26 protein-coding genes are annotated in these 24,793 nt (G+C 40.5%); 6 read left to right on the top strand and 20 right to left on the bottom strand.

The features are described from left to right. Positions 1–21: 21 nt before the first annotated feature. On the bottom strand, positions 22–1,539 hold the full coding sequence (malQ, locus tag QM874_RS03755) for a 4-alpha-glucanotransferase (protein WP_414316266.1): 1,518 nt from the start codon (positions 1,537–1,539) through the stop codon (positions 22–24). 418 nt (positions 1,540–1,957) lie between these two features. Here malQ and QM874_RS03760 point away from each other — a divergent pair, with 418 nt between their 5' ends. From QM874_RS03760 to QM874_RS03780, 5 genes are all read left to right on the top strand, one after another. Continuing rightward, on the top strand, positions 1,958–3,229 hold the full coding sequence (locus QM874_RS03760; RefSeq protein ID WP_414316267.1) for an extracellular solute-binding protein: 1,272 nt from the start codon (positions 1,958–1,960) through the stop codon (positions 3,227–3,229). A gap of 110 nt (positions 3,230–3,339) precedes the next feature. Beyond that, a complete protein-coding gene (locus QM874_RS03765) occupies positions 3,340–4,632 on the top strand; it encodes an ABC transporter permease subunit (protein ID WP_414316268.1) in 1,293 nt (430 codons plus the stop codon). 1 nt (position 4,633) lies between these two features. Beyond that, positions 4,634–5,476, top strand: a complete 843-nt coding sequence (locus QM874_RS03770; protein ID WP_006149616.1) for a sugar ABC transporter permease — start codon at positions 4,634–4,636, stop codon at positions 5,474–5,476. Between the two features lie 323 nt (positions 5,477–5,799). Beyond that, the gene (locus QM874_RS03775; RefSeq protein ID WP_414316269.1) at positions 5,800–6,600 is read left to right on the top strand and encodes a DUF1189 domain-containing protein; all 801 of its coding nucleotides are present in this window, start codon (positions 5,800–5,802) and stop codon (positions 6,598–6,600) included. A gap of 9 nt (positions 6,601–6,609) precedes the next feature. Further along, positions 6,610–7,596 carry a LacI family DNA-binding transcriptional regulator gene (locus tag QM874_RS03780; protein WP_414316270.1) on the top strand — a complete coding sequence of 329 codons (987 nt, stop codon included), beginning with the start codon at positions 6,610–6,612 and terminating at the stop codon, positions 7,594–7,596. Positions 7,597–7,741: 145 nt separating this feature from the next. Here QM874_RS03780 and QM874_RS03785 read toward each other — a convergent pair whose 3' ends face one another. The 14 genes from QM874_RS03785 to QM874_RS03850 form a co-directional block, all read right to left on the bottom strand. Beyond that, positions 7,742–8,683: a YitT family protein gene (locus QM874_RS03785; RefSeq protein WP_414316271.1), complete on the bottom strand. Its 942-nt coding sequence runs from the start codon at positions 8,681–8,683 to the stop codon at positions 7,742–7,744. Beyond that, on the bottom strand, positions 8,661–10,424 hold the full coding sequence (aspS, locus tag QM874_RS03790; RefSeq protein ID WP_414316272.1) for an aspartate--tRNA ligase: 1,764 nt from the start codon (positions 10,422–10,424) through the stop codon (positions 8,661–8,663). Before aspS ends, QM874_RS03785 begins: the two co-directional genes overlap by 23 nt. A gap of 132 nt (positions 10,425–10,556) precedes the next feature. Beyond that, positions 10,557–10,787 carry a hypothetical protein gene (locus QM874_RS03795; protein WP_075229654.1) on the bottom strand — a complete coding sequence of 77 codons (231 nt, stop codon included), beginning with the start codon at positions 10,785–10,787 and terminating at the stop codon, positions 10,557–10,559. Positions 10,788–10,805: 18 nt separating this feature from the next. Continuing rightward, positions 10,806–11,447, bottom strand: coding sequence for a lysostaphin resistance A-like protein (locus QM874_RS03800; protein WP_414316273.1), 642 nt, complete (start codon positions 11,445–11,447; stop codon positions 10,806–10,808). A gap of 9 nt (positions 11,448–11,456) precedes the next feature. Continuing rightward, on the bottom strand, positions 11,457–12,155 hold the full coding sequence (locus QM874_RS03805) for an ABC transporter permease (RefSeq protein WP_414316274.1): 699 nt from the start codon (positions 12,153–12,155) through the stop codon (positions 11,457–11,459). Then, positions 12,148–12,972 (bottom strand): ABC transporter ATP-binding protein, encoded by an 825-nt coding sequence (locus QM874_RS03810; protein WP_414316275.1) that lies wholly within the window; start codon positions 12,970–12,972, stop codon positions 12,148–12,150. The genes QM874_RS03805 and QM874_RS03810 overlap by 8 nt, the downstream gene beginning before the upstream one ends. Positions 12,973–12,982: 10 nt before the next feature. Beyond that, a complete protein-coding gene (locus QM874_RS03815; protein WP_414316276.1) occupies positions 12,983–13,720 on the bottom strand; it encodes a DUF3169 family protein in 738 nt (245 codons plus the stop codon). A 12-nt stretch (positions 13,721–13,732) separates the two neighbouring features. Next, on the bottom strand, positions 13,733–14,083 hold the full coding sequence (locus QM874_RS03820) for a PspC domain-containing protein (RefSeq protein ID WP_414316277.1): 351 nt from the start codon (positions 14,081–14,083) through the stop codon (positions 13,733–13,735). Further along, positions 14,080–14,283 (bottom strand): hypothetical protein, encoded by a 204-nt coding sequence (locus QM874_RS03825; RefSeq protein ID WP_414316278.1) that lies wholly within the window; start codon positions 14,281–14,283, stop codon positions 14,080–14,082. The genes QM874_RS03820 and QM874_RS03825 overlap by 4 nt, the downstream gene beginning before the upstream one ends. After that, entirely contained in the window at positions 14,283–14,489 is a 207-nt protein-coding gene (locus tag QM874_RS03830; RefSeq protein ID WP_001176227.1) for a helix-turn-helix transcriptional regulator, read from the bottom strand. The genes QM874_RS03825 and QM874_RS03830 overlap by 1 nt, the downstream gene beginning before the upstream one ends. A gap of 9 nt (positions 14,490–14,498) precedes the next feature. After that, positions 14,499–14,963, bottom strand: coding sequence for a hypothetical protein (locus QM874_RS03835; protein WP_414316337.1), 465 nt, complete (start codon positions 14,961–14,963; stop codon positions 14,499–14,501). Further along, positions 14,963–16,243 carry a histidine--tRNA ligase gene (gene hisS / locus QM874_RS03840; protein ID WP_414316279.1) on the bottom strand — a complete coding sequence of 427 codons (1,281 nt, stop codon included), beginning with the start codon at positions 16,241–16,243 and terminating at the stop codon, positions 14,963–14,965. Before hisS ends, QM874_RS03835 begins: the two co-directional genes overlap by 1 nt. A gap of 80 nt (positions 16,244–16,323) precedes the next feature. Further along, positions 16,324–17,571: a transporter gene (locus QM874_RS03845; RefSeq protein WP_414316280.1), complete on the bottom strand. Its 1,248-nt coding sequence runs from the start codon at positions 17,569–17,571 to the stop codon at positions 16,324–16,326. 183 nt (positions 17,572–17,754) lie between these two features. Further along, positions 17,755–18,606, bottom strand: coding sequence for an Rgg/GadR/MutR family transcriptional regulator (locus QM874_RS03850; protein ID WP_414316281.1), 852 nt, complete (start codon positions 18,604–18,606; stop codon positions 17,755–17,757). Positions 18,607–18,737: 131 nt separating this feature from the next. Here QM874_RS03850 and QM874_RS03855 point away from each other — a divergent pair, with 131 nt between their 5' ends. After that, the gene (locus QM874_RS03855) at positions 18,738–19,307 is read left to right on the top strand and encodes an MptD family putative ECF transporter S component (RefSeq protein WP_414316282.1); all 570 of its coding nucleotides are present in this window, start codon (positions 18,738–18,740) and stop codon (positions 19,305–19,307) included. A 323-nt stretch (positions 19,308–19,630) separates the two neighbouring features. On the opposite strand, the gene QM874_RS03860 is transcribed toward QM874_RS03855, so the two are convergent. The 5 genes from QM874_RS03860 to QM874_RS03880 form a co-directional block, all read right to left on the bottom strand. Beyond that, positions 19,631–20,323: a methionine ABC transporter permease gene (locus QM874_RS03860; protein ID WP_049495467.1), complete on the bottom strand. Its 693-nt coding sequence runs from the start codon at positions 20,321–20,323 to the stop codon at positions 19,631–19,633. Between the two features lies 1 nt (position 20,324). Further along, positions 20,325–21,386 carry a methionine ABC transporter ATP-binding protein gene (locus QM874_RS03865; protein ID WP_414316283.1) on the bottom strand — a complete coding sequence of 354 codons (1,062 nt, stop codon included), beginning with the start codon at positions 21,384–21,386 and terminating at the stop codon, positions 20,325–20,327. After that, entirely contained in the window at positions 21,379–22,752 is a 1,374-nt protein-coding gene (locus QM874_RS03870; RefSeq protein WP_414316284.1) for a M20 family metallopeptidase, read from the bottom strand. The genes QM874_RS03865 and QM874_RS03870 overlap by 8 nt, the downstream gene beginning before the upstream one ends. Positions 22,753–22,873: 121 nt before the next feature. Further along, positions 22,874–23,728 (bottom strand): MetQ/NlpA family ABC transporter substrate-binding protein, encoded by an 855-nt coding sequence (locus tag QM874_RS03875; protein ID WP_414316285.1) that lies wholly within the window; start codon positions 23,726–23,728, stop codon positions 22,874–22,876. Between the two features lie 153 nt (positions 23,729–23,881). Then, positions 23,882–24,724 (bottom strand): amino acid ABC transporter substrate-binding protein, encoded by an 843-nt coding sequence (locus QM874_RS03880; RefSeq protein ID WP_016466400.1) that lies wholly within the window; start codon positions 24,722–24,724, stop codon positions 23,882–23,884. Between the last annotated feature and the right edge of the window lie 69 nt (positions 24,725–24,793).

A 24,793-nucleotide genomic window follows, 5' to 3' on the forward strand; every position in this document is an offset into this window, starting at 1 on the left:
TTTATGTCTCCTGATAATGTCTTATTTCTTTAATTCTACCAAATTTTCATTGATACGGCGATAAATTGTAGTCAAGTCAAGCAAAGTTTCTTCGACAGCAGGAGTCAATTGTTCCTCTGTCATACGCCATGACCAGTTTCCACCAAGAGTAGATGGGAAGTTCATACGAGCTGAACCATCCAACTCTAGCAAATCTTGCATAGTTGCAATTGCCATGAAGCTAACTGATGAAAAGACTGTACGAAGCATAGCGTGTGGCACTGTTTCGTATTCTTTACGGTTAGTATAGCGAGCCATGTACTCACGAGTTGCATCATCAATCTCGTTACGGTACCAACCAAGGACTGTGTTGTTATCGTGTGTTCCTGTGTACATAACTGAGTTAGCAGGTGCCAAGTGTGGGCTATCGATACTTTCGTCTTCTGGGTTGAAGGCAAATTGGAGAATCTTCATTCCTGGGAAGCCAGTACGTTCACGCAATTCGATAACTTCGTCAGTCATAAAGCCAAGGTCCTCAGCGATGATATTCAAATCACCAAGTTCTTCTTTAACCGCCGCAAAGAGTTTGTAGTCTGGACCTTTCACCCATTTACCAGGTGCTGCTGTTTCAGAACCAGCTGGGATTTCCCAGTAAGATTCAAATCCACGGAAGTGGTCGATACGAACGATATCGTAGATTTTGAAGCTTTCACGCAAGCGTTCAATCCACCATTTGTAGCCATCTTTGTCCATAGCTTCCCAGTCATAGATTGGGTTACCCCAGAGCTGACCAGTAGCAGAGAATTCATCTGGTGGGCAACCTGCGATGCAAGTCGCTTTCCCGTTTTCATCTGTTTTAAAGAGATGTGGATTAGCCCACATATCGCTTGAATCTTCCGCTACATAGATTGGCATATCACCGACAATCTCGATGTGGTTTTCGTTAGCGTATGCTTTCAATTTCAACCATTGTTGGAAGAAAAGGTATTGGGTTACGCGGTGGTAAACAAGCTTGTCAGCTAATTTCTCACGGTAGCTTTCAAGAGTTGAAGCTTTACGAGCACGAGCATCTGCATCTGGCCATTCTGTCCAAGCAAGATTATCAAAATGCTCCTTGATAGCCATGTACTCTGCAAATAGTTCAAGCCATGATTGATTTTCTTGAGCAAATTTTTCGAAGTCTTTGACATCTCCGACTTCAAGGAAACGTTTGACAGCTTTCTCTAGAAGTGGACGACGTGCATAGTAGATTTTAGCGTAGTCAACTTCAGTTGGGTTACTACCAAAGTCCACGCCTTCAAGATCACTTGCTTCCAAGAGACCTTGCTCAACCAAGATATCAAGATCGATAAAGTGAGTATTACCTGCAAAAGCTGAGAATGATTGGTAAGGTGAGTCACCATAGCTTGTTGTTCCCAATGGAAGGATTTGCCAGTAGCGTTGCTTAGTGCGAACCAAGAAGTCAACGAAATCATAGGCGCTTTGACCAAATGATCCGATTCCGTAAGCTCCTGGAAGTGATGAGATGTGCATCAACACACCACTTTGACGTTTTTTCATATTAGCACCTCAAGTGTTTATAGTTAAATATTTCATTTTTATACGCGCAAACGTTTGCGCTAACTAAAGTATAACCCATTTCTAAAATAAATGCAAGCGTTTGTAAAAAAACTTTTTCAAATTATTTGCTTTTATAGCTTTTTAAAAATACTATATTCTTATTTTTTCATCTCCTATAAATTTCCTCTAAATCATGCAATCGTTTCCCTTCAATTATTTTTGAATCGAAATTTACACGATTACATCTTTTTCTTCTATTATATAAATAATTTTGAGAATTAGCTAGTCACAAGCTTTTTAAATTTTTTTCAAAAAAACGCTTGCAACCGTTTTCTGTTTGTGCTATACTAAGATCATAAGGGAAAACGTTTGCGTTTCCTCAAAATTAAAATTTGTTATTCTTTAGGAGGAATACACTATGTCAACAAAATTCATGAAGAGCGCAGCTGTACTTGGTACTGCTACTCTTGCTAGCTTGCTTTTGGTAGCTTGCGGAAGCAAAACTGCTGATAAAGCAGCTGATTCTGGTTCATCTGAAGCGAAAGAAATCACTCTTTACGTTGAGGACCAATACAAAGCTTTCGCTGAAACAGCTGCAAAAGCTTATGAAAAAGAAGCTGGCGTAAAAGTTACTATCAAAACTGGAGACCAGATGGGTGGTCTTGACAATCTTTCTCTTGACAACCAATCTGGTAAAGCTGCTGACGTTATGATGGCTCCATACGACCGTGTAGGTAGCCTTGGTACTGACGGACAACTTTCAGAAGTGAAATTGAGCGACGGAGCTAAAACAGATGATACTACTAAATCTCTTGTAACAGCTGCTGACGGTAAAGTTTACGGTGCCCCTGCCGTTATCGAGTCACTTGTTATGTACTACAACAAAGACTTGGTGAAAGATGCTCCAAAAACATTTGCTGACTTGGAAAACCTTGCTAAAGATAGCAAATACGCATTCGCTGGAGAAGATGGAAAAACTACTGCCTTCCTAGCTGACTGGACAAACTTCTACTATGCATACGGACTTCTTGCTGGTAACGGCGGATACGTATTCGGTCAAAACGGTAAAGATCCTAAAGATATCGGTCTTGCAAACGATGGAGCTATCACAGGTATCAACTACGCTAAATCTTGGTACGAAAAATGGCCTAAAGGTATGCAAGATACTGAAGGAGCTGGAAACCTAATTCAAACTCAATTCCAAGAAGGTAAAACAGCTGCTATCATTGATGGGCCTTGGAAAGCTCAAGCCTTCAAAGATGCTAAAGTAAACTACGGTGTTGCTACTATCCCAACTCTTCCAAACGGAAAAGAATATGCAGCATTCGGTGGTGGTAAAGCTTGGATCATCCCATCAAGCACTAAAAACCTTGAAGGCGCTCAAAAATTTGTAGACTTCCTTGTTTCAACTGACCAACAAAAAGCCTTCTACGATGCAACTAACGAAATCCCAGCTAACACTGAAGCTCGCACTTATGCAGAAGGTAAAAACGATGAGTTGACAACAGCTGTTATCAAACAGTTCAAGAATGCTCAACCAATGCCAAACATCTCTCAAATGTCTGCAGTTTGGGACCCAGCTAAAACAATGCTCTTTGAAACTGTAAGTGGTCAAAAAGATGCTAAAACAGCTGCTAACGATGCTGTAACATTGATCAAAGAAACAATCAAACAAAAATTTGGTGAATAAAAAATTTGTTCAAGGGGGGTGGAAATCAAATCCCCCTTTGAATTTATCAATAGAGACACAAATAATTTAGCTTTCTTATAAAAAAGCAGTATCCTATGAAAGGAGTTATTATGGAAAAGCAACAACCTAGTAAAGCAGCCCTGCTGTCTATCATTCCTGGGTTAGGGCAGATTTACAATAAACAAAAAGCCAAAGGTTTTATCTTCCTTGGTGTAACCATCGTATTTGTCCTTTATTTCCTAGCACTTGCAGCCCCTGAATTGAGCAACTTAATCACGCTTGGTGAAAAACCTGGCCGTGACAACTCTCTCTTCATGTTGATTCGTGGTGCATTCCACTCTATTTTTGTAATTGTTTATCTAGCCTTTTATATTCTCAATATTAAAGACGCTCACACTATTGCAAAACGTATCAATAATGGCATCCCTGTCCCATCGACACTTAAGGATATGATTAAAGGTATCTATGAAAATGGATTCCCTTACTTGCTTATCATTCCATCCTACGTTGCCATGACATTTGCCATCATCTTCCCGGTTATTGTAACCTTGATGATTGCCTTTACTAACTACGATTTCCAACACTTACCACCAAATAAATTATTGGATTGGGTTGGATTGACTAACTTCACAAATATCTGGAGCTTGAGTACCTTCCGTTCAGCCTTCGGTTCTGTCCTTTCTTGGACTATTATCTGGGCTTTATCTGCATCTACTTTGCAAATCGTACTCGGGATCTTTACAGCTATTATCGCTAACCAACCATTCATCAAGGGTAAACGTATCTTTGGTGTTATCTTCCTTCTACCTTGGGCGGTTCCAGCCTTCATCACTATCTTGACATTCTCAAACATGTTCAACGATAGTGTTGGTGCTATCAATACTCAAGTTTTGCCACTTTTTGCTAAGGTTCTTCCTTTCTTAGATGGCGTTCTCATTCCTTGGAAAACAGACCCTACTTGGACTAAGGTTGCCTTGATTATGATGCAAGGTTGGCTTGGATTCCCTTATATCTATGTCCTAACTCTCGGTATCCTACAGTCTATTCCAAACGACTTGTATGAAGCAGCTTATATCGACGGTGCAAACGCTTGGCAAAAATTCCGTAGCATCACTTTCCCAATGATTTTGGCTGTTGCGGCGCCTACTTTGATTAGCCAATACACCTTCAACTTCAACAACTTCTCTATTATGTACCTCTTCAATGGTGGTGGTCCTGGTAGTGTCGGTGGTGGAGCTGGTTCAACCGATATCTTGATCTCATGGATCTACCGTTTGACAACAGGTACAGCTCCCCAATACTCTATGGCAGCTGCCGTTACCTTGATTATTTCAATTATTGTCATCTCTATTTCTATGATTGCATTCAAGAAACTACACGCATTTGATATGGAGGACGTCTAAGATGAATAACTCAATCAAACTAAAACGTAGACTGACTCAAACCCTCACTTACCTCTACTTGATCGGACTTTCAATCGTCATTATCTATCCTCTTTTAATCACGATTATGTCTGCCTTCAAGGCTGGTAACGTTGTAGCCTTTAAACTCGACAGCAATGTCAACTTTAGTCTTGATAACTTCAAAGGGCTCTTTACAGAAACCTTGTACGGTACATGGTACCTTAATACTTTGATCATCGCTTTGATCACCATGGTTGTTCAGACAAGTATCATTGTACTTGCTGGTTACGCCTACAGCCGTTACAACTTCTTGGCTCGTAAACAAAGTTTGGTCTTCTTCTTGATTATCCAAATGGTTCCAACAATGGCTGCTTTGACTGCCTTCTTCGTTATGGCCCTCATGTTGAATGCCCTTAACCATAGCTGGTTCCTCATCTTCCTCTACGTTGGTGGTGGTATCCCTATGAATGCTTGGTTGATGAAAGGTTACTTTGACACCGTGCCAATGTCTCTTGATGAGTCTGCAAAACTTGATGGTGCAGGACACTTCCGCCGCTTCTGGCAAATCGTTCTCCCTCTCGTTCGCCCAATGGTTGCGGTACAAGCACTCTGGGCCTTCATGGGACCTTTCGGAGACTACATCCTCTCTAGTTTCTTGCTTCGTGAAAAAGAATACTTTACAGTTGCCGTTGGTCTACAAACCTTCGTTAGCAATGCGAAGAACTTGAAGATCGCCTACTTCTCAGCAGGTGCTATCCTCATCGCTCTTCCAATCTGTACACTTTTCTTCTTCTTGCAAAAGAACTTCGTTTCAGGACTTACAAGCGGTGGCGACAAGGGGTAATATACCCCCGCCACCCTTTTTCTTTTTTGAACTTGTCCTTACTTAGATAATCTGGTGAGAAATAAAAGCTTACTGAGGTAATGCTCCTTGTTTGTGGACAATCTATACTCTTCGAAAATCTCTTCAAACCACGTCAGCTTTATCTGCAACCTCAAAGCTGTGCTTTGAGCAACCTGCGGCTCGCTTCCTGGTTTGCTCTTTAATTTTCATTGAGTATCAAATCAAAAGCCTATTTTCAACCAGCATTGTACCTGCCCCACTTGAAATTAAACACATTTCTCTATATAATACTCATATAGAAAAATGCCTATAGAAAGAGATTTATGTTACCATATCCATTTTCTTATTTTAATAGTATATGGGGATTTCGTAAGCCCCTCTCTCATCGTTTCGGTCTCAACTGGTTCCAACTGATTTTTACCAGTATTTTCCTGATTAGCTTGTCTATGATCCCTATTGCCATCCAGAACAGTTCTCAGGAAACTTATCCTTTAGAAACTTTCATCGATGATGTCTACACTCCTTTGACGGATAGTGTGGTTCAGGATTTAGCTAGCAATGCTCAGATTATAGATGGAAAGTTACATTACTCTGGTACTAGTCCTAGTCAAGCTTCTGTCCAGATTGGTGGTCCTGCTAACTCAACCTTCCCTGAAGAATTGCTTCTTCACTTTGGAGATGAGCAACTCCTTATCAGTAAACAGGGAAAAGAATTAACAAGCATCCGCTATCACGCGATAACGACTGAGAGCTTCCAAAGCAAGGAAAGTTTGACTCAAGCCATTTCCAAAGACTGGTATCAACAGAATCGTGTTTATATTAGCCTCTTTCTCGTAATAGGTTCTGGTTTCCTATTTGGACTCAATTTTTTCATTGTCGCTTTAGGTGCTAGTCTCTTGCTCTACTTTACGAAAAAATCACGTCTCTTTTCATTTGAGACCTATAAAGAGTGCTATCATTTCATCTTGAATTGTTTAGGATTGCCAACCTTGATTGCCATGATTTTAGGTCTCTTCGGCCAAAATATGTCAACCTTGATTACCGTTCAAAATATTTTCTTTGTTCTATATCTGGTCACTATCTTTTACAAAACACATTTCCGTGATCCAGACTACCATAAGTAGGAGATTATTATGCCCGTGACAATTAAAGACGTGGCCAAGGCTGCAGGTGTCTCACCTTCAACCGTAACACGTGTGATTCAAAACAAATCGACGATTAGTGATGAAACTAAAAAAAGAGTTCGAAAGGCTATGAAGGAACTCAACTACCATCCTAACCTCAATGCTCGAAGCCTAGTAAGTAGCTATACACAGGTTATCGGATTGGTTCTTCCTGATGACTCAGACGTTTTCTACCAAAATCCCTTCTTTCCTTCTGTCCTTAGAGGTATTGCACAAGTTGCTTCAGAAAATCATTATGCCATTCAGATTGCAACTGGAAAAGACGAAAAAGAGCGTTTAAAGGCCATTTCACAAATGGTCTACGGAAAACGTGTGGATGGCCTTATTTTCTTGTATGCCCAAGAAAATGACCCCTTGGTTAAACTAGTTTCAGAAGAACAATTCCCCTTCCTCATCCTTGGGAAATCACTGTCACCTTTTATTCCACTGGTTGACAACGATAATATTCAAGCTGGTTATGATGCAACAGAATACTTCATCAAAAAAGGATGCAGCCGAATTGCCTTCATCGGGGGGACCAAAAAACTTTTCGTAACTCAGGATCGTTTAAAAGGCTACGAACAAGCCCTTCAAGAAAATCAGTTGCCGCTCGACAGTCAACGTACCTTCTTTGCAGATGAGTTTCTAGAAGAGAAGGGCTATAACTTTAGTAAACAACTCTTTAAATATGACCCTCAGACCGATGCTATTATCACAACGGATAGCCTCTTAGCTGAAGGTGTGTGTAACTATCTCAACGAACACCAACTTGATGTTCCAGTCCTCAGCTTTGACTCGGTAAATCCAAGGTTAAATCTAGCTGCCTATGTAGATATCAACAGCCTTGCTCTTGGCCGAACTTCATTTGAAACCATCCTGCAAATCATCAGCGATGCCAAGGAAAATAGACAAATTTGCTATCGTCAATTGATTGCCCACAAAATCGTTGAAAAATAAAAACCAACTCTGACAATGTGTTCCAGAGTTGGGTTTTTCGTTCTATTCGTTATTATAAATGATTATCAGCAAGCAAACTAACAAAGTTAGTCGGTAAGCTAGTGCAAGAAAACACTAATGGAATTTGAAGATAGCCCGAAAAACTTTAGTTTTCGACTTCGACAAATCGTCCGAGGATATGGACATTTTCCGAAACAGAAACAAAGGCCGTCGGATCCACTTGTTTCATAATCAGTTTAAAATCATTGAACTCGGCGCGAGTGATAACCGTAATCAAAACTGCTTTACGCTCGTGGTTATAGGTCCCTTCCGCATCATGAATGATAGTCGCTCCACGATGTAATTTATTGTGGATTTTTTCAATCACTGCATCCGGATTGCTAGTAACAATCGTCGCCTGCATCCGTTTTTGTTTGGTGAAAACTGCATCTGTCACACGACTGGAGACAAAGATGGTAATCATGGAATAAAGGGCGTATTTCCAGCCAAAGGTCAAACCTGCAATCAGCATGATTGTCCCGTTCACCAAGAAAGAGATGCTTCCAACGTTACGACCTGTCTTCTTGCGAATAGTCAGACTGACAATATCTGTTCCACCACTGGAGATGTTATGGCGTAAAGCAAAGCCGATTCCCAGTCCCATGACGACTCCCCCAAAAAGGGCATTGATGATTGGATCCTCTGTCAAGACCACCACTGGCACAAACTGGATAAAGAGCGAGCTCATGGATACCGTGATAAAGGTAAAAATCGTGAACTTATGACCAATTTGATACCAGGCCAAAATCATGAGTGGAATATTGATGGCGTAGAAAGCCACTGAAATTGGGAAATAAAAGCCAAACCAGTGGTTACTAAGCGCAGAAATGATCTGGGCCAAACCTGTCGCACCACTAGAGTAAACGTGCCCTGGTTGGAAAAAGAAATTGACCGCTACTGCTGATAAAAAGCCATAGACCAGAGAAGCTGAAATCTTCTCATCATATTTTTCCTTTGAAATGCTTTGTAACACACGCAGCATCTTTATCTGATAAGCAAAGCGGCGCAGATAGTAGCGCCACCGCTTAGTTCGCTTCGTTTGTTTCATCTTGTTCTACTTGTAGATTGAGTTCTTCTAATTGTTTAAGAGCTACTGTTGATGGGGCTTGCGTCATTGGGTCGCTAGCCTTGTTGTTCTTAGGAAAGGCAATGACTTCGCGGATATTTTCTTCTCCTGCTAAGAGCATTACAAAACGATCAAGCCCAATAGCCAAGCCACCATGTGGAGGGAATCCATAGTCCATGGCTTCCAAAAGGAATCCAAACTGGTCATTTGCTTCTTCTGTTGAGAATCCAAGGGCCTTGAACATGCGTTCTTGGAGTTCTTTTTGGTTGATACGAAGGCTACCGCCACCGAGTTCATAACCGTTCAAGACGATGTCGTAGGCAATAGCACGAACCTTAGCCAAATCACCTTCAAGCTCATGAGCAGTATCTGCTTGAGGAAGAGTAAATGGATGGTGGGCACTCATATAACGACCTTCTTCCTCAGACCATTCAAACATTGGCCAGTCAACAACCCAGAGGAAGTTAAATTTGTCGTTATCAATCAAGCCAAGTTCTTTGGCAATACGTCCACGAAGGGCCCCAAGTGTTGCATTTGCTACGTCAAGCGTATCAGCTACAAAGAGAACCAAGTCTTTATCTTCAAGACCAAGTGCGTTTGTCAAATCTGCTTGAATGCTAGTCAAGAATTTAGCAACTGGACCGTTTAAGTCCCCATCAACAACCTTGACCCAAGCAAGACCTTTTGCACCATACTGCTTGGCTACTTCTGTCATCTTGTCGATGTCTTTACGTGAGTAGTTATCTGCAGCACCTTTGACTACGATGGCTTTAACGGCAGGAGCTTCTGAGAAGACTTTGAAATCTACACCCTTGACAATATCTGTCAAGTCTTGGAGCAACATCTCAAAACGAGTGTCAGGTTTATCAGAACCATAAAGTGCCATGGCATCATCATACTTCATACGAGGGAATGGCAGCGTTACTTCAATCCCTTTTGTTTCCTTCATCACGCGCGCAATCAAGCCTTCTGTGATGTCTTGGATTTCTTGCTCAGTCAGGAATGAAGTTTCCAAGTCGACCTGGGTAAATTCAGGCTGACGGTCTCCACGCAAGTCCTCGTCACGGAAACATTTGACGATTTGGTAATAACGGTCAAACCCAGCATTCATCAGCAACTGTTTTGTAATCTGCGGACTTTGAGGAAGAGCATAGAAATGCCCTTTATTGACACGAGATGGCACCAAATAGTCACGCGCCCCTTCTGGTGTTGACTTAGAAAGGAATGGCGTTTCCACATCGATAAATTCCAACTCATCCAAGTAGTTGCGGATAGAATGTGTTACCTTGGCACGAAGTTTAAGATTTTCCAACATTTCTGGACGACGAAGGTCAAGGTAACGGTAACGTAGACGTGTATCGTCATTTGCCTCAATCCCATCCTTAATCTCAAATGGTGTTGTCTTAGCTGTATTAAGCACTGTAAGAGCTGTAACATTCAGTTCAACCGCTCCAGTCGCCAACTTATCATTTGCTTGCTCACGTGCTACAACATGTCCAGTCACCTCGATAACGAATTCACTACGAAGGCTTTCAGCCGTTGCCATAACTTCTGCAGAAACTTTCTCAGGGTTAATGACTAACTGCATGATTCCTTCACGGTCACGAAGGTCGATAAAGATCAGACCTCCTAGGTCGCGACGGCGAGCAACCCATCCTTTCAAGGTAATTTCTTGTCCAATGTGCTCTGCACGAACACGGCCAGCATACATACTACGTTTCATGATTTCTCTCCTCTATTATTCTTTTACTATTTTACCATAAAAGCGCAGGCTCTTCATGAAAATCAGCAGAAAAGTTTGAGAGAATCCATTTTAAAAAGAAAAAATCCAGCGAAGTCTTCACTGGATCCAATTTTATTTGCTATTTCCTTCTTTTTTACCTTTTTCAGCGATCTCTGCTGCCTTTTTGGGCAAAACAATCTCTGTCACATAAGCCGTCGCAAATCGTATAACTCCTGCAAGAGGAGCAAAAAATACTGCTAGATTGTTATAAAAGAAATCCCCTTTAAAGACATAGCCAAGTGCCCCCACGATAAAGAAGAGAACTACGGTCTGAACCACTGCTAATAATATTACTCGTTTCATGACTTCCTCCTGAGTCTATTATAGCATGAGAATCATTAAAAATCCGATTAAATTATTTAAAGCATGTAAAGCAATGCTGTATGCCAAACCACCTTTGCTGACATAAGCTAAGCCCAAGCTCAAACCTAGGGAACCATACACTAGGAATTGTTGAGGAGTGCCAGGGAAATGAACAAGTGCAAAAATGATAGTACTTACAAGAAGAAAGAGTACTGTCTGCTTGACGTTGTCCTGCTTAGGAAAGAGATAGCGCGCCAACATTCCTCTAAATATGAGTTCTTCCGTCAGGGGAGCAAAAATAACAATAGTAAAGAATGAGAAGAGTGGCTGAGCCAAGGTCAGGTCTGTCGCTGTTTGCTGATTTACCGAAGGATCATTTGGCAAGAAAAATTGAACAACAAGAGATAAAAACCAAACCAAGGCAGGGAGCCAAATAAATCGGTTAAAACCATTCTCTTCAATATGAATAGGAGCCTTTTGATACCATTTGTAAACACAGTATACATAAACTCCAGCCAAGGCCACATAAAGTAAGGTAACAGCATAAGCTGAAGCGCCTAGTTTCAAAGCTTCTACAGCCATACTCAGAACGGTACCATAGATAAACAAAAAAGATAGAAAGGCTAGAAGAAACCAGCCAATGTTTTTAAGTAATTTCATAAGATTCTCCTATTTTCCTTTATAACTATTTTTCAATACAAAGAGACATGCTAGGCCTAGAACAAGGACCCATGACAATAAAAGACCAAGATTTCCCAGAGACAATTCTCCTCCACCTTCTTTTAATAGACCTACAAAAGGACCGATAAAAGAATAGTCCAACAGTTTTTGAACCGTATCATTTTGAAGAGCAATTATGGGTAAAAAAGAGACGATTAGCATAGGAAAGATACTATAGACTTGCGCTTTAGACTGAGTATCTGATACCGCACCGATTAGAAGGTTGAGAAAAATAATACTAATAGTTGCTAGGATCAAATAGATAACATAGGCAAATAAGTAACCTGATAGATCTACTTTAAGATAGATTGGTAGTAAAATCATTCCAAGCAACATAATCAACATAGGGAGAACGAGCATACTGAAAGTATATTCTGTTGCTGTCACACCACTTAGGATGAGTGATTTAAGATTGCGCTTTTCCTTATCTTCCGCCATCATAATCGATACCATATAACCACTTCCCATACTCAAGACCATAGTCAAACTCGTAGAGAGGAGAAACATATTCAATTCTCCATTCTTATTTAAGAATTCATTTTGTAGAATAGTTATTCCAAAAGGCATCAATAGAGTCGCCAACAAAGTTGAATTGCTGATAAGAACTTGTAATCTTAACCATAGTAGGGCATTTAATTTTCTAAACATCTAACTTTTCTCCTGTCAATCTGATAAAGATTTCTTCTAAAGTTGGCTCACAAGAGTGAACCACCATCAAATCTGTCGTGTCTAAATGTGGCAATTCTTCAAATGGAACTATCTGTTCTCGTCCGTCGTTATAAACCACACGTACCTTCTTATCCACATGGTACTTCTGGATAATATCTTGCGGACTTCCATACTCTATTAAGTTCCCCTTATTCAAAAGAGATAAGCGATCACAAAGCAGAGTTGCTTCATTCATATCATGCGTGGTCAGAAAGATAGTTGTCCCCGCCTGCTTTAATTCTTGAAGTAGGGTATGAATCATCTTAGATGTTGTAGGGTCTAAGCCACTGGTTGGCTCATCTAGAAAGAGAATCTTAGGAGCATTAAGAAGGGCACGAGCCAAGAACATTCGTTGTTTCATTCCAGTAGATAGTTTTTCTGCGATAATATCTTTAGCATCTGCCAATCCAACCTGTTGGAGCACCTGATTTACTCTATCTGACTTGAGACCATATAACTTAGCATAGATGAGAAGATTTTTGTAAAGACTCATCTTTTCATAAAAACCACTGCCATCACTAACAATACCAATTTGTTCCAAATCATTTGAGGTTAAATCTTGAGAATTCTTACCTAACAAAATTGTTTTACCTTGATCTGCAGTCAACTGACCTGTCAAGACATTGATCATGGTTGTTTTACCTGAGCCAGAAGGACCAAGAAAACCAAAGATTTCACCTTCCTTAATCTCAAAAGAAATCTGATGAAGAGCTTTTTTGCTCCCAAAACTTTTGCTTACATTTTCAACACGAATCATAGAAACTCCTTTATTTAAAATAGCGTTTTACCATAGGTAACTGCATCACATTGATATAAATATGGATTGTTCCTACGAGCAAGAAGGCTAGTAACTGAATCTCTCCTGTCAGTAAAGAAAAGAGAGCAATCAGAAAGTACAAAGCTGGCAAGACATACTGATGTAATTGGAATAAAATCCGAAAACTCTGTTCCAAATTAGCCTGGCGCTCCCCTTCATCGTAAGAATTGATAAAGTCCATGACATCCTTTGGTGTAGAGAAAAATGCCAAATCAAACTGACGAACAATCGCAATGGTTTTATAAAAATATTTTTGAGCATTAAAAATTAACACTAATCCCAAAAAAGAAAGAGATAAGGTTAGATTGCTTCTATTTAGTATAACCACTTCACTTGCTGAAATAAAGAGAGCCAATAAAATCGCTACGTTTGTAATATTAAAAGCAATGTTACCAAACTCAAGATTCCGGTACATTTGCACATAATAGGTTTCATTCAGGTCATCATCCATTTCCTCTTGATACAAGGAATGAAATTTTCTGCTTTTCTTTAAGAAATTGAACGTCAAAAGAATGCTAATGAAACCTAACAGTAAACAAATAGTTGATATCCAGGGTATCAAGACTTTTACATCTAAAATAATTTCGTGGGATTCGGCACCGGCCTTATACATCCCTACAAAACCGCCCAAGAAACCTCCAAAGACAACAGCTGCTAAAAATAATAATAATCCACGTTTCTTTTTCATTTTCATCCCCCTCTAAACCAATCCAGCCAACCACTGACCAAAGGCTTTACCTGATTCAAAAATAGCTGTCAAACCTTCTGCTCCAAGCGACATCAAAAGCAAACAAACAGCAAACAAGAGAATAGCTTGATTTCTTGCTTTTTTCGCCCCTTCTTCTAAAGGATCTCTCCCAAGCCAACCTGCTAGATAAGCATAGAGAACAACTGTTATAATCCCAATCTCCGTCGAAGAGAGGAATAAGAAGAGAGTCACCAAACGAACGATATTGGTCTGGATGTTAAAATAATTTCCTATACCTGCACAGACACCTGCAAGTTCTTTGTTCTCAGTATCTACTTGAAAACCTGCTAAAAATTCTTTCATAATTTTTCTCCTTTTACGATCTCTTTAAACTTTATCTTTCTCTCTACCCATCTAAAGACCAATAGTAGAACTAAATTTATCCAGAAGAGAAATTTACTTTCAACGATAGTAAACCAACCAAATAGGCTTCCAATCATGGCCAAAAGATTAACGATAAACACAACTATACATAGATAATAGATCACTTTATACTTGTTCATCACTCGTCCTCCTCCAAGCGAAATACCGATTCGACTGTTTCGTTGAAAATTTGAGATATTTTCAGGGCAATGATAATGGACGGGGTGTATTCGTCCCGTTCTAATAGACTAATAGTCTGTCTGGAAACCCCTGCCAGCTTGGCTAGGTCGGTTTGATTGAGACCATCGCGAGCCCGAAGCTCTTTTAGACGATTTTTTAGTTGCATGTCACACACCTACTTTCCGTCAAATTCAACGGTTTGGATATCCTCAATGCGTTGTAGTTTGAATTTTTCTTTTCCTTTTTTATTTACACGGCGTAGCTTGACCCACTCCTCATCAACATCTACAACTTCCCAATTGTCTGTCCCAAAAACTTGTCCAAAGATTGTTGGTTTTTTCCCAATCAATTCTTTTAATAATCTTGACATTTCTTTATTTCCTTTCTGTTTTTGCTCAATTCTTTTGATTTTATTCTCTAGTTTCTTGACCCTTTGGGTATGATAGAGATAAAACATAAACACAAGAGGTACAAATCCTAATGCCCACATAATTGTTCCTTTCTCCTTTTCTCTTAACTTGATTATATTGTAACACATCTTTTTCTTTTTGACAAGCATATTTGTCAAAAAGTTTATGATTTTTGTCATTTTGCAAAAGAAAAAGGTCAGGAGTAAAATCCTGACCAGTTTATCTGCTATTAAAATCCTAGTTTTTCAAAGATTTCTGAGAAATTTTGGCTGATTGTCTCAAGCGACACTTGCACTTCTTCTCGGGTTTGGTTGTTCTTGACTGTTACTTGTCCGCTTTCGACTTCGCTTTCTCCTAGGGTGATGAGGGTCTTAGCCGCAAAGACATCGGCTGACTTGAATTGAGCTTTGAGCTTACGGTTGAGGTAATCACGCTCTGCTTTGAAGCCTTGTTGGCGAAGGGCTTGCACCAATTCCAAAGCCTTGACATTTGCTCCTTCTCCCAAGACTGCAATATAAACATCTAGGGCGTTTTCGATAGGGAGAGACACACCTTGCTTTTCAAGAATGAGAAGCAGGCGCTCTACACCAAGTCCAAAACCAAATCCAGCAGTTTCAGGGCCTCCAAAGTAAGAAACCAAACCATCGTAGCGACCACCCGCACAGACTGTCAAGTCATTGCCCTCAATCTCAGTAATGAACTCGAAAATGGTGTGGTTGTAGTAGTCCAGACCACGCACCATATTGGTATCGATGATATAGTCTACTCCAAGATTTTCCAGCATCTGACGGACAGCAGCAAAGTGGGCTTGGCTTTCTTCATCAAGGTAATCCAAGATAGACGGCGCATTCTCTACTGCCACCTTGTCTTCTTTTTCCTTAGAGTCCAAAACACGGAGAGGATTTTCCTCCAAGCGACGTTGGCTATCCTTAGACAAGGTCTCCTTAAGTGGTGTCAAATAGTCAATCAAGGCTTGACGGTAGGCCGCACGGCTCTCTGGATTTCCAAGAGTATTAAGATGCAATTTCACACCTTGAACACCGATCGCTTTCAAGAAGTGGGCTGCCATAGCAATCGTTTCCACATCTGTAGCTGGATTACTAGAGCCAAAGCACTCCACACCAATCTGGTGGAATTGACGCAAGCGACCTGCTTGTGGACGCTCATAGCGGAACATTGGACCCATGTAGTAGAACTTACTTGGTTTTTGGACTTCTGGTGCGAAGAGTTTGTTTTCCACATAAGAACGAACGACTGGAGCTGTTCCCTCTGGACGGAGGGTAATATGGCGATCGCCCTTGTCGTAAAAATCGTACATTTCCTTGGTTACGATATCGGTTGTGTCTCCAACAGAACGACTGATAACTTCGTAGTGCTCAAAAATTGGGGTACGTACTTCTGCGTAGTTGTAGCGTTTGAAGATTTCACGCGCAAAGCCTTCAACGTACTGCCATTTGGCAGACTCAGCAGGTAAAATATCCTGCGTTCCTTTTGGTTTTTGTAATTTCATAGGGAATCCTCTTTATAACTTAATAGTCCTATTTTACCATAAATGAAGGGATAGCGACAGTGTGAAAAGAAGACTAACACCTAAATTTCATTTTTGAGGTTAAGACTAGCTAGGAGAATCGCAAGCAAGGAAAGCCCAACAAACAGAGCCCATGTCAACTGTATATCCCATACCGCCACCAGTGAAAAACAGGCCGTCCCCACTGGTATAGATAGAGTAAACAACAAATCTAAAAAATTACTGGTACGAGAGAGAACCTCTGGAGCAAGATTTTTCATGAGCAAAGCACTAATTTTTGGAGAAATTTTCCCAGAAACATACATGGTAAAAAAGACGAAAAGCATCCCGAGCAAGACTTGGTTTAACAAATTAGATAGACCAACTAGACTGGCTCCTAATGTAACCCACATCATCAATCTAGACAGAGATTGCTTCCCAAAATAATCATTGCCAGTAAGGCTACTGATGATAACTGCTAATAAGGTAATCAATTGTAAGATAAACAAGGCATCCTTGTAGGAAAAATTCAGTAAGGAATGATTTAAAAGAAAGATGTTATAGATACCACCTAAGGCACCACCCAAAGCATTGATAAGCAAGATAGCAAAGAGCATAAAACCAAAGTTTTTCTGTCCACTTTTAAGAAAAACGAGACGTAAGTTTCGGTAAATCGTTAAAAATTGATCTTTGATAGAAAGTTTCTCATTTTTCAGTGATTTACTATCAACAAGTGGAGTTGATAAGCTTAATTCAGCCCTTCCTAAAAAGAGAATGAGAGCTGACACTAGGAAAAATATGGCATTGATTCCCGCTACGAGCGAAAAGTTCTGTGTCGACAGCCCTAATAGCCAAACTCCGAAAGCCTGCCCACCAATCGCAGAGATGTAGGTAATAAACTGCGAAAAGGAATAGGCCTCCATCAGATCTGGCTCTGCTACTTTTTCTTTAACAAGAGGCATTCGCAAGCCACCAGCAAAATCACTAGCTACATCACTAATAACATTGATGAGACAAAGGATCGAAAAGGCAAAGAAACTAGCTTGCTGAACAACTAGGGTTGCTAGAAAAAATAAAACCGCCTGAAACAAACCACTATAGACCATCCATTTGACCTTGTCCCTCGTGTAATCTGCCCGAATCCCTACAAAAACTGTAAAGAGAGTCGGAAGAATCATGACAATATTCGCCATAGCAACAGCAAAAGATGCTTGTGGTAGAGTCGATGCATAGACGATAAAAACCAAGTTGAAAATCGAAGCACCAAAAGCATTGAAAAATCGTGATAAACTCAAGACTCTGTAAGCTTGATTTCTTAGTAATAGCTTCATATAGATTCCTTTCTTTCTCACATACTATGGTAGCTCCAGTATAGCATCAAGAATCTCTCGAGAATAATTTTTTGAATATATGCAACAGACTAAACAAATAACGAAACCGATAGAATTCATCTAATGCTAATAAGTATCTTCCCAATCCTATCGTTTCAATTTAATTTATCTAGTTGCAGATACTCAACACTCTATAGCGCTTCTATAATAATCTGCAGATTTTCTACAACCAAGCATCTCGAAAATACGGACAGCGTCCTCCATTTTTCTCTGCCCTTCCTCCGCTCTTCCTTGCCTACTATCAAGCAAACCTTCTGCCCATAGGTAGACTATTCGAAAATAAGTTTCATTTTCTTCAAAGAAGTTCTTTTCAATTTGTTTTTTGAAATAAAGGGCATTGGTAAAATCATCAACTTCAATACAGACCATAAAAGCATTAAGGAGCAGGGTGTGCATCATATTTCGATTTTTACCAACTCCTTGCAAAAAATCTGACTTCCGTAACATTTCCCGAGTGTACTTTGTCAAAAGCTGGACTGATAAAAGAGGAGAACAGGAGGAAAAGAATGAAAGTTCATAGAGCCCCCAAATTTCAACAGAAAATAGATACTCATGTAGGACTCTTTCTTCCTCAGCAGTCAATGTAACCGTCTCATCAATAGCTTTCATATAGGATTTTATCAAAATCGCATTGAGAATGTGTTGCTGTCTATCTTTTGAAAAAGGAAGTTGTTGATATTCTCTCTGGTAGAGAGTGCGCAAGGATGTCATATCTTGAGGGTCAATAACCTCAACTATTCTGTTTCTAAATTCAGAATAGGCATCCTGATGAAAACCTCTCGCCAAAAATAACAATTCTTCCATACTCGCATGAATATTCTCCAAAGCTGTTATTAACTTTGGGGCAGATATTTCACTCTGATCATTTTCAAAACGCGACAATAAGGATGCTGAAAAGCGTCCACCTGTTGCTTTTCTCAAGGAAATTTTTCTTGATTCTCGTAGCTCTTTAAAAACTTTTCCTAAATTCTTCATCCTCTTACCACTCGTCTTTTATTTTTTCCTATTTTACCACATTTCCTAATAAATACTAGTTCCAAGCTAGCATTTACAATCTGAGCCAGGCATGATACAATGAATAACATCAGATATACGAAGGAGAACTTATGAAAAAGAATATCTTGACAACCCTTGTAGCTGCTCTTGTCTACTTTCTCTGTATCGGAGTGGGTGTTCTACTAGGAAACCTTGTCGACCACACTGGAAATATGTTTTACGCCCCTGCCTTTTCTGCTCTTGTGGGTGGTAGCGTCTATATGATCCTTTTAGCAAAAGTGCCTCGTTTTGGAGCGATTACTACGATTGGCCTCGTTATCTCTCTCTTTTTCCTCGGGAGCAAGCATGGTGCTGGAGCCTTTCTGCCAGGAATTATCTGCGGTCTTGCAGCAGATGGCATCGCTCATCTTGGCCACTACAAAGATAAGGTTAAGAACCTTCTTTCCTTCCTAGTTTTTGCCTTTGGTACTACTGGTCCCATCCTACTCATGTGGTTGACCCCTCAAGCCTATATCGCAGCTCTAATCGCTCGTGGAAAATCTCAGGACTATATCGATCGCATTATGGTTGCACCGAATCCTGCTAATATCCTCCTCTTTATCACAAGTATTCTCATCGGCGCTTTACTTGGTGCCCTGATTGGACAAGCACTTAGTAAAAAATTCGCAGATAAAATGTGATAGAAAAAGAGCCACACGGCTCTCAGTAGGTAGACAAACCCTTTCCATAATTAAAAATTGCCCCTATAGAGGTTGGTTACCATATAGTGAAAACTCTTAGAATTGCTGTTCTATGCTCTTTTTATACTCAATGAAAATCAAAGAGCAAACTAGGAAACTAGTCGCAGGCTGTACTTGAGTACGGCAAGGCGACGTTGACGTGGTTTGAAATTGATTTTCGAAGAGTATTAAGAGTTTTTTATTTTCTCTAATAATAGAAAAAGATTGAAGAAAATTGTCCACAACGAACTTTTTCTTCAATCTGAGAGCCAGCTGGCTCTTTTTTATTTATGACTTAATTTCTTGGTCAAGAAGTCTCCCAAGAATTGGATTGTAAAGATAATCAAAATGATAATGATAGTTGCCAAAATGGTCACATCATGATTGTAACGGTTAAATCCATAGGCGATAGCTACGTTACCGATACCTCCAGCCCCAACTGCTCCCGCCATGGCTGTTTCACCGACTAGTGAGATCAAGGTTACAGTCGTCACACGGATCAAATCCGGTAGACCTTCCGATAGGTAAACACCCACGATATCCCAGAATGTAGCTCCACTGGCTTGAGCTGCCTCAATGACACCTCCGTCAAGCTCTGCCAAGACTACTTGCACCTGACGAGCAAAGAAGGCAAATACTGCAAAAGATAGTGGTACGATAGCCGCATTTGGTCCAATACTTGTCCCTACGATTAGGTGTGAAAAGGGTGACAAGACAGCCAAGAGAATGATAAATGGCACCGCACGGAAGATAGAGGTAATCTTATCCAAAATCCAGAAAACGACCTTATTTTCCAAGACACCACCTGGCGCTGTCAAGACAAGGAAAAGCCCTGCAACTAGTCCCAAGAATCCTCCAATGATAAAGGAAAGAACCGTCATATAAAGAGTCAAGTAGATAGCTGTGCCCCAGCCAGCCTGACCAGACCAACCCATCTTGTAGACGTTTGGTAAGTATGCTTTAATCAATTCTGCCATCTTACTGTCCTCCCTTCAATACTTTTAGTTGCACACCAGCCTCACGGATAGCGTCTTGAGCGTTTGCCAAGTCTTCTTTTTCACCTGACAAGACCACAACCAATTCTCCAACAGGAGTGCCATCGAGGATTTCGATATTTCCATAAAGGATATTGGCCGTTACTTGGTAGTGCTTGTACAATTCATTTAAAAGTGGCTCGTCTGTTGAAGCGCCTGCGTACTTGAGTTGCACCAAAATGCTGTTTTCAGATAAGTGCTCTACGATTTCTTGTTTCTCAATCTTGACCATAGCTTCATCGATACCTGTCGCAGTCGAGATAAAGTCCTGAGTCAATGGCTGCTTAGGATCTGAGAAGATTTCAAGAACGCTACCTTCTTCAATCAATCGACCATCCTGCATCACTGCTACACGGTTAGCAATATCTTTGACAATCTGCATCTCGTGTGTAATCAGGACAATGGTCAAACCTAGTTTACGGTTCAATTCTTGCAAGAGTGACAAGATTTGTTTCGTTGTCTTTGGATCCAGAGCTGAAGTTGACTCGTCTGAAATCAAGATTTTTGGATCATTGGCCAAGGCACGCGCAATAGCCACACGTTGTTTTTGACCTCCAGATAGTTGTGAAGGATAGTTTTCGGCACGGTCAGCCAAGCCCACCAAGTCCAACAACTTAGCTACTTTAGCCTTCTTTTCTTCCTTGCTGAGTCCAGAGTGTTTAAGGGCAAAAGCTACATTTTCCTCTGCTGTTTTCTGGCTCATGAGGTTAAAGTGTTGGAAAATCATCCCGATATCCTGACGTTTACGACGCAACTGCTCCGCCGTCAAGGTGACCTTACCATCAAAAATCACATCGTCATCAATGGTGATTTTTCCTGCAGATGGTTTTTGCAAGAGGTTAATCACCCGTACTAGGGTTGATTTCCCTGCTCCAGAATATCCAACGATTCCATAGATATCCCCTTCTTGGATGTGAATGGTCACATCCTTGACCGCTGTGATAGTTCTCTTCTTTTGGTGAAAAGTCACATCAATCTGATCTAACTTGATAATATCTCTACTCATAGCTTCTAATCAGCTCCTCTACTAATTCAATATGGGTGTAATAATCGGCGATTCGCACGTTTTCATCTCCACCATGATCTCGGCTATTGGCATTTCCTAGACCAAAGGCAACCATAGGTACTTCTAAAGCATCAAAGACCGTATGCATAGGTCCTGTCCCAGCTGTAGTCGGCAAGACTGAAACGCCCTGTGGATAGAACTTCTTGGCCAACTCGATCACATTGAGAATGGCCGGCGCACTCATGTCACTTCGATAGCTCATCTCACCCAAGGTATAGTACAATTCTACCTTATCAAAGCCGTTTTTGTCTAGTTGTTTCCGGATTTTCTCCAAAACATCATGGGGTTCAAGTCCTGGAACCAAACGAACTTCCAACTTAGCACTGGCTTCTGCAGGCAAAATTGTTTTAACCCCTTGCCCTTGATAACCTGACTGAATCCCTTCGATATTGAGTGCTGGTTCAAAGAAGAAACGTTTTAGAAAGGCTGTACGTTCCTCTTGTAAAAGTGGCAATTCCAAGCCATAAATCTGACTGATTTCCTCTGGATTGCCTTGGGCATAGGTATCCACCAAGGCTAACTCGCGTTCATTTGGCACTTGTACATCATCGTACAAACCTTCTACCAAGATACGGCCGTCGGCAGCGCGAAGACTTGTCAAAGCTTGAATGAGATACCATGGAGCTGACTCCAAAATACCACCATAGCTAGAATGAATATCCACATCAGCACTCTTAACCTTGGCATCAAAGGTCACAATTCCCTTATTACCACCTGAGATTTCTAATTGCTCCAAGGCATTTTTGGTTCCCTGTTCCCAGACTAACAAGTCAGCGCCTCGTAACTTATCTGCGTGCTTTTCTAGGTATTTGTCCAAGTCAACAGAGGCTGACTCCTCTGCCCCTTCCATGATAAAGCTGATGTTAACAGGGAGATCGTCATGATGCTGCATGTATTTTCTCAGAGCACTGAGTCGTGCAGTGATATGCCCCTTGTCATCATCGACTCCTCGTCCGTACATAATACCATCGCGAACAGAAAGAGTAAAAGGATCCTCAGTCCACACTTGGTCACCATCAGCTGGTACCGTATCATAGTGGTTGTAGAAAATGATGGTCTTAGCATCTGGTCGTGAACTCTTGAAATGCGCCATGACAAAGGGTGCCGTATAACTCTCATCAATCTCAACCTCTGCACCTACACGCTTGAAAATTTCGCCTAGATAACGAGCCACTTCTTTAAGGCCGACTTGTTGGGCAAAGACTGATTTTTTAGAAATCAAGGTACGCAAAACTTCAAAATAATGTTGCGCTACATGATCCTTTTCAAACTTTTCAATTTGTTCTTCTTGGCTAGGGAAAACCATTTTCTCTCTACCTTTCTACTAGGACTTGTACCTTTGGAATCAATACAAGTGGATATTCCTTTTCTTTAGTCTCTATATAAAAGCAAGAGGTGGAAAAATCTCTCCCACCTCCCTGTGTTTATTACCAAACTGGTTGATCCAAGCCGTCTGAAGTTTCTTCGATGACTTTTTTCACTTCGTCAGTGTGGTAAGCTGCGATAATTTTCTTGATTGCATCAGCTTTAGGTGATGATTCCCAATCTTTTTTCGCAACGATGATGTTATACCATTGTTTTGAGTTTTCATCAGCTTGCTCTTTAAAGAGTGCTTTCTTGTAGTCCAATTTTGCTTCTGTAACGAAAGTATTGTTTACAACAGCCGCATCTACTGATGACAATGAACGAGCTGTTTGGCTTGCGTCCAATTCAGTAATTTTCAAGTTCTTTGGATTTTCTGTGATGTTTGCGATTGTCGCAAGAGCAGTTCCTGAAACGTCCAATTTGATCAAACCAGCTGATTGAAGCAAGTAAAGAGCACGGCTTTCGTTTGTAGCATCGTTAGGTACAGCAATTTCTCCGTTTGCTGGGATGTCTTCGACTTTAGTGTACTTGTTTTCACTTCCATTCAATCCTGAGTAAAGACGGATTGGTGAGATGTAAGTATCAGCAATCGCTACAAGGTCTTTACCGTTTTCTTTGTTCCAGTTGTTCAAGAAGTTGTAGTGTTGGAAAGCATTCAAATCTACTTCACCATCAGCAGTTGCTTTGTTTGGTTGTGAGTAGTCTGTAAACTCTGTGAATTCCAATTTAATTCCGTCTTTTTCAACTAATTCTTGAACTTTGTCCCAGCGTGCTTCTTCTGAACCGCTACGGTTAACAGTCGCAATTTTAACTGTAGTTGCATTGTCTGCTTTCTTTTCTGAATTTCCGCAAGCTGCAAGTGCAAGGCCTGCTACTGTAGCGATAGCTGCTACGCCTAACCATTTTTTGATTTTCATGATTCTTTCTCCTTTAAAAATAATACCGTAATAGTATCTCATACTTTATTTGATTTAGCAAATTGTTTTAAGATAGGCAGACATATAGTTTGAAACTATATGCCTAAAAGTTACAAAATCATCCACCTACGAGAGAATGGATGATTTACAAACTTATTTGATGTCAGCTTCTGCTGGGAGGTAAGAACCACCAAAGAACTGTTGAGATAGCTTTTCAAGGGTTCCATCTTTATATAATTCTTGGATGCGTTTGTCCACAAATGCCTTCAACTCATCTTGACCTTTTGCAAGAAGTGGGTAAACGTAAGGTTGTTGGTCACTTGGAAGTTCGATGACTTTCAAGTTATCCAAACCTTGGTCCTTGATGACTGTCTCTACACCGATTTTATCAAAAATCTTGTAGTCAAATCGGCCATCACTCAAACGTACCATGATTTGTTGGAAGTCCCCTTTAACGTAGTTAAGGATAGTTGGGTTATCTGAGTGTTGTTTGTTGTAGTCTTCTAGCTGTTTAGCAGATGTTGTTCCTTGAACAACTTCTGTTGATTTTCCACCGATATCATCAAACGATTTGATGCTAGAGTCATCTTTTTTCACTACAAGAACGTTAGGGTTTTTAGCAGTTGGAGCTGCATAAAGGTATTTTTCAGCACGTTCTTTAGTGTAGCTGATGTTGCTAACAGCCATTTGGTAACGATCAGCATCAAGTCCTGCAAAAACACCTGACCACTCTGTCTTCTCAAACTTGACAGTATACTTGTCAGAATCTTTAAAGATAGCGCGAACCACTTCAATCTCGTAACCAGTCAATTCGCCATTTTCTTCATAGTTGAATGGTTTTGGTGTAGCATTGGTTACAACGATAATTTCTTTTTTACTAGATGTTGCTTCACCAGATGCAGCATCTTTCTTTTCACCGCCTGAGCAAGCTACCAATACACCTGCGGCTACAAGCCCTAGAGCAGCAAGGGATGAATATTTAATAATTTTCTTCATAATATTTCCTCCAAAATAGAATATAGTCTTATCTTAACAGAAAAAAAGCAATTACGCAATTATATGATT

Origin of the sequence: Streptococcus infantis, from assembly GCF_047463615.1 — a bacterium.
Classification (GTDB): domain Bacteria; phylum Bacillota; class Bacilli; order Lactobacillales; family Streptococcaceae; genus Streptococcus; species Streptococcus infantis_X.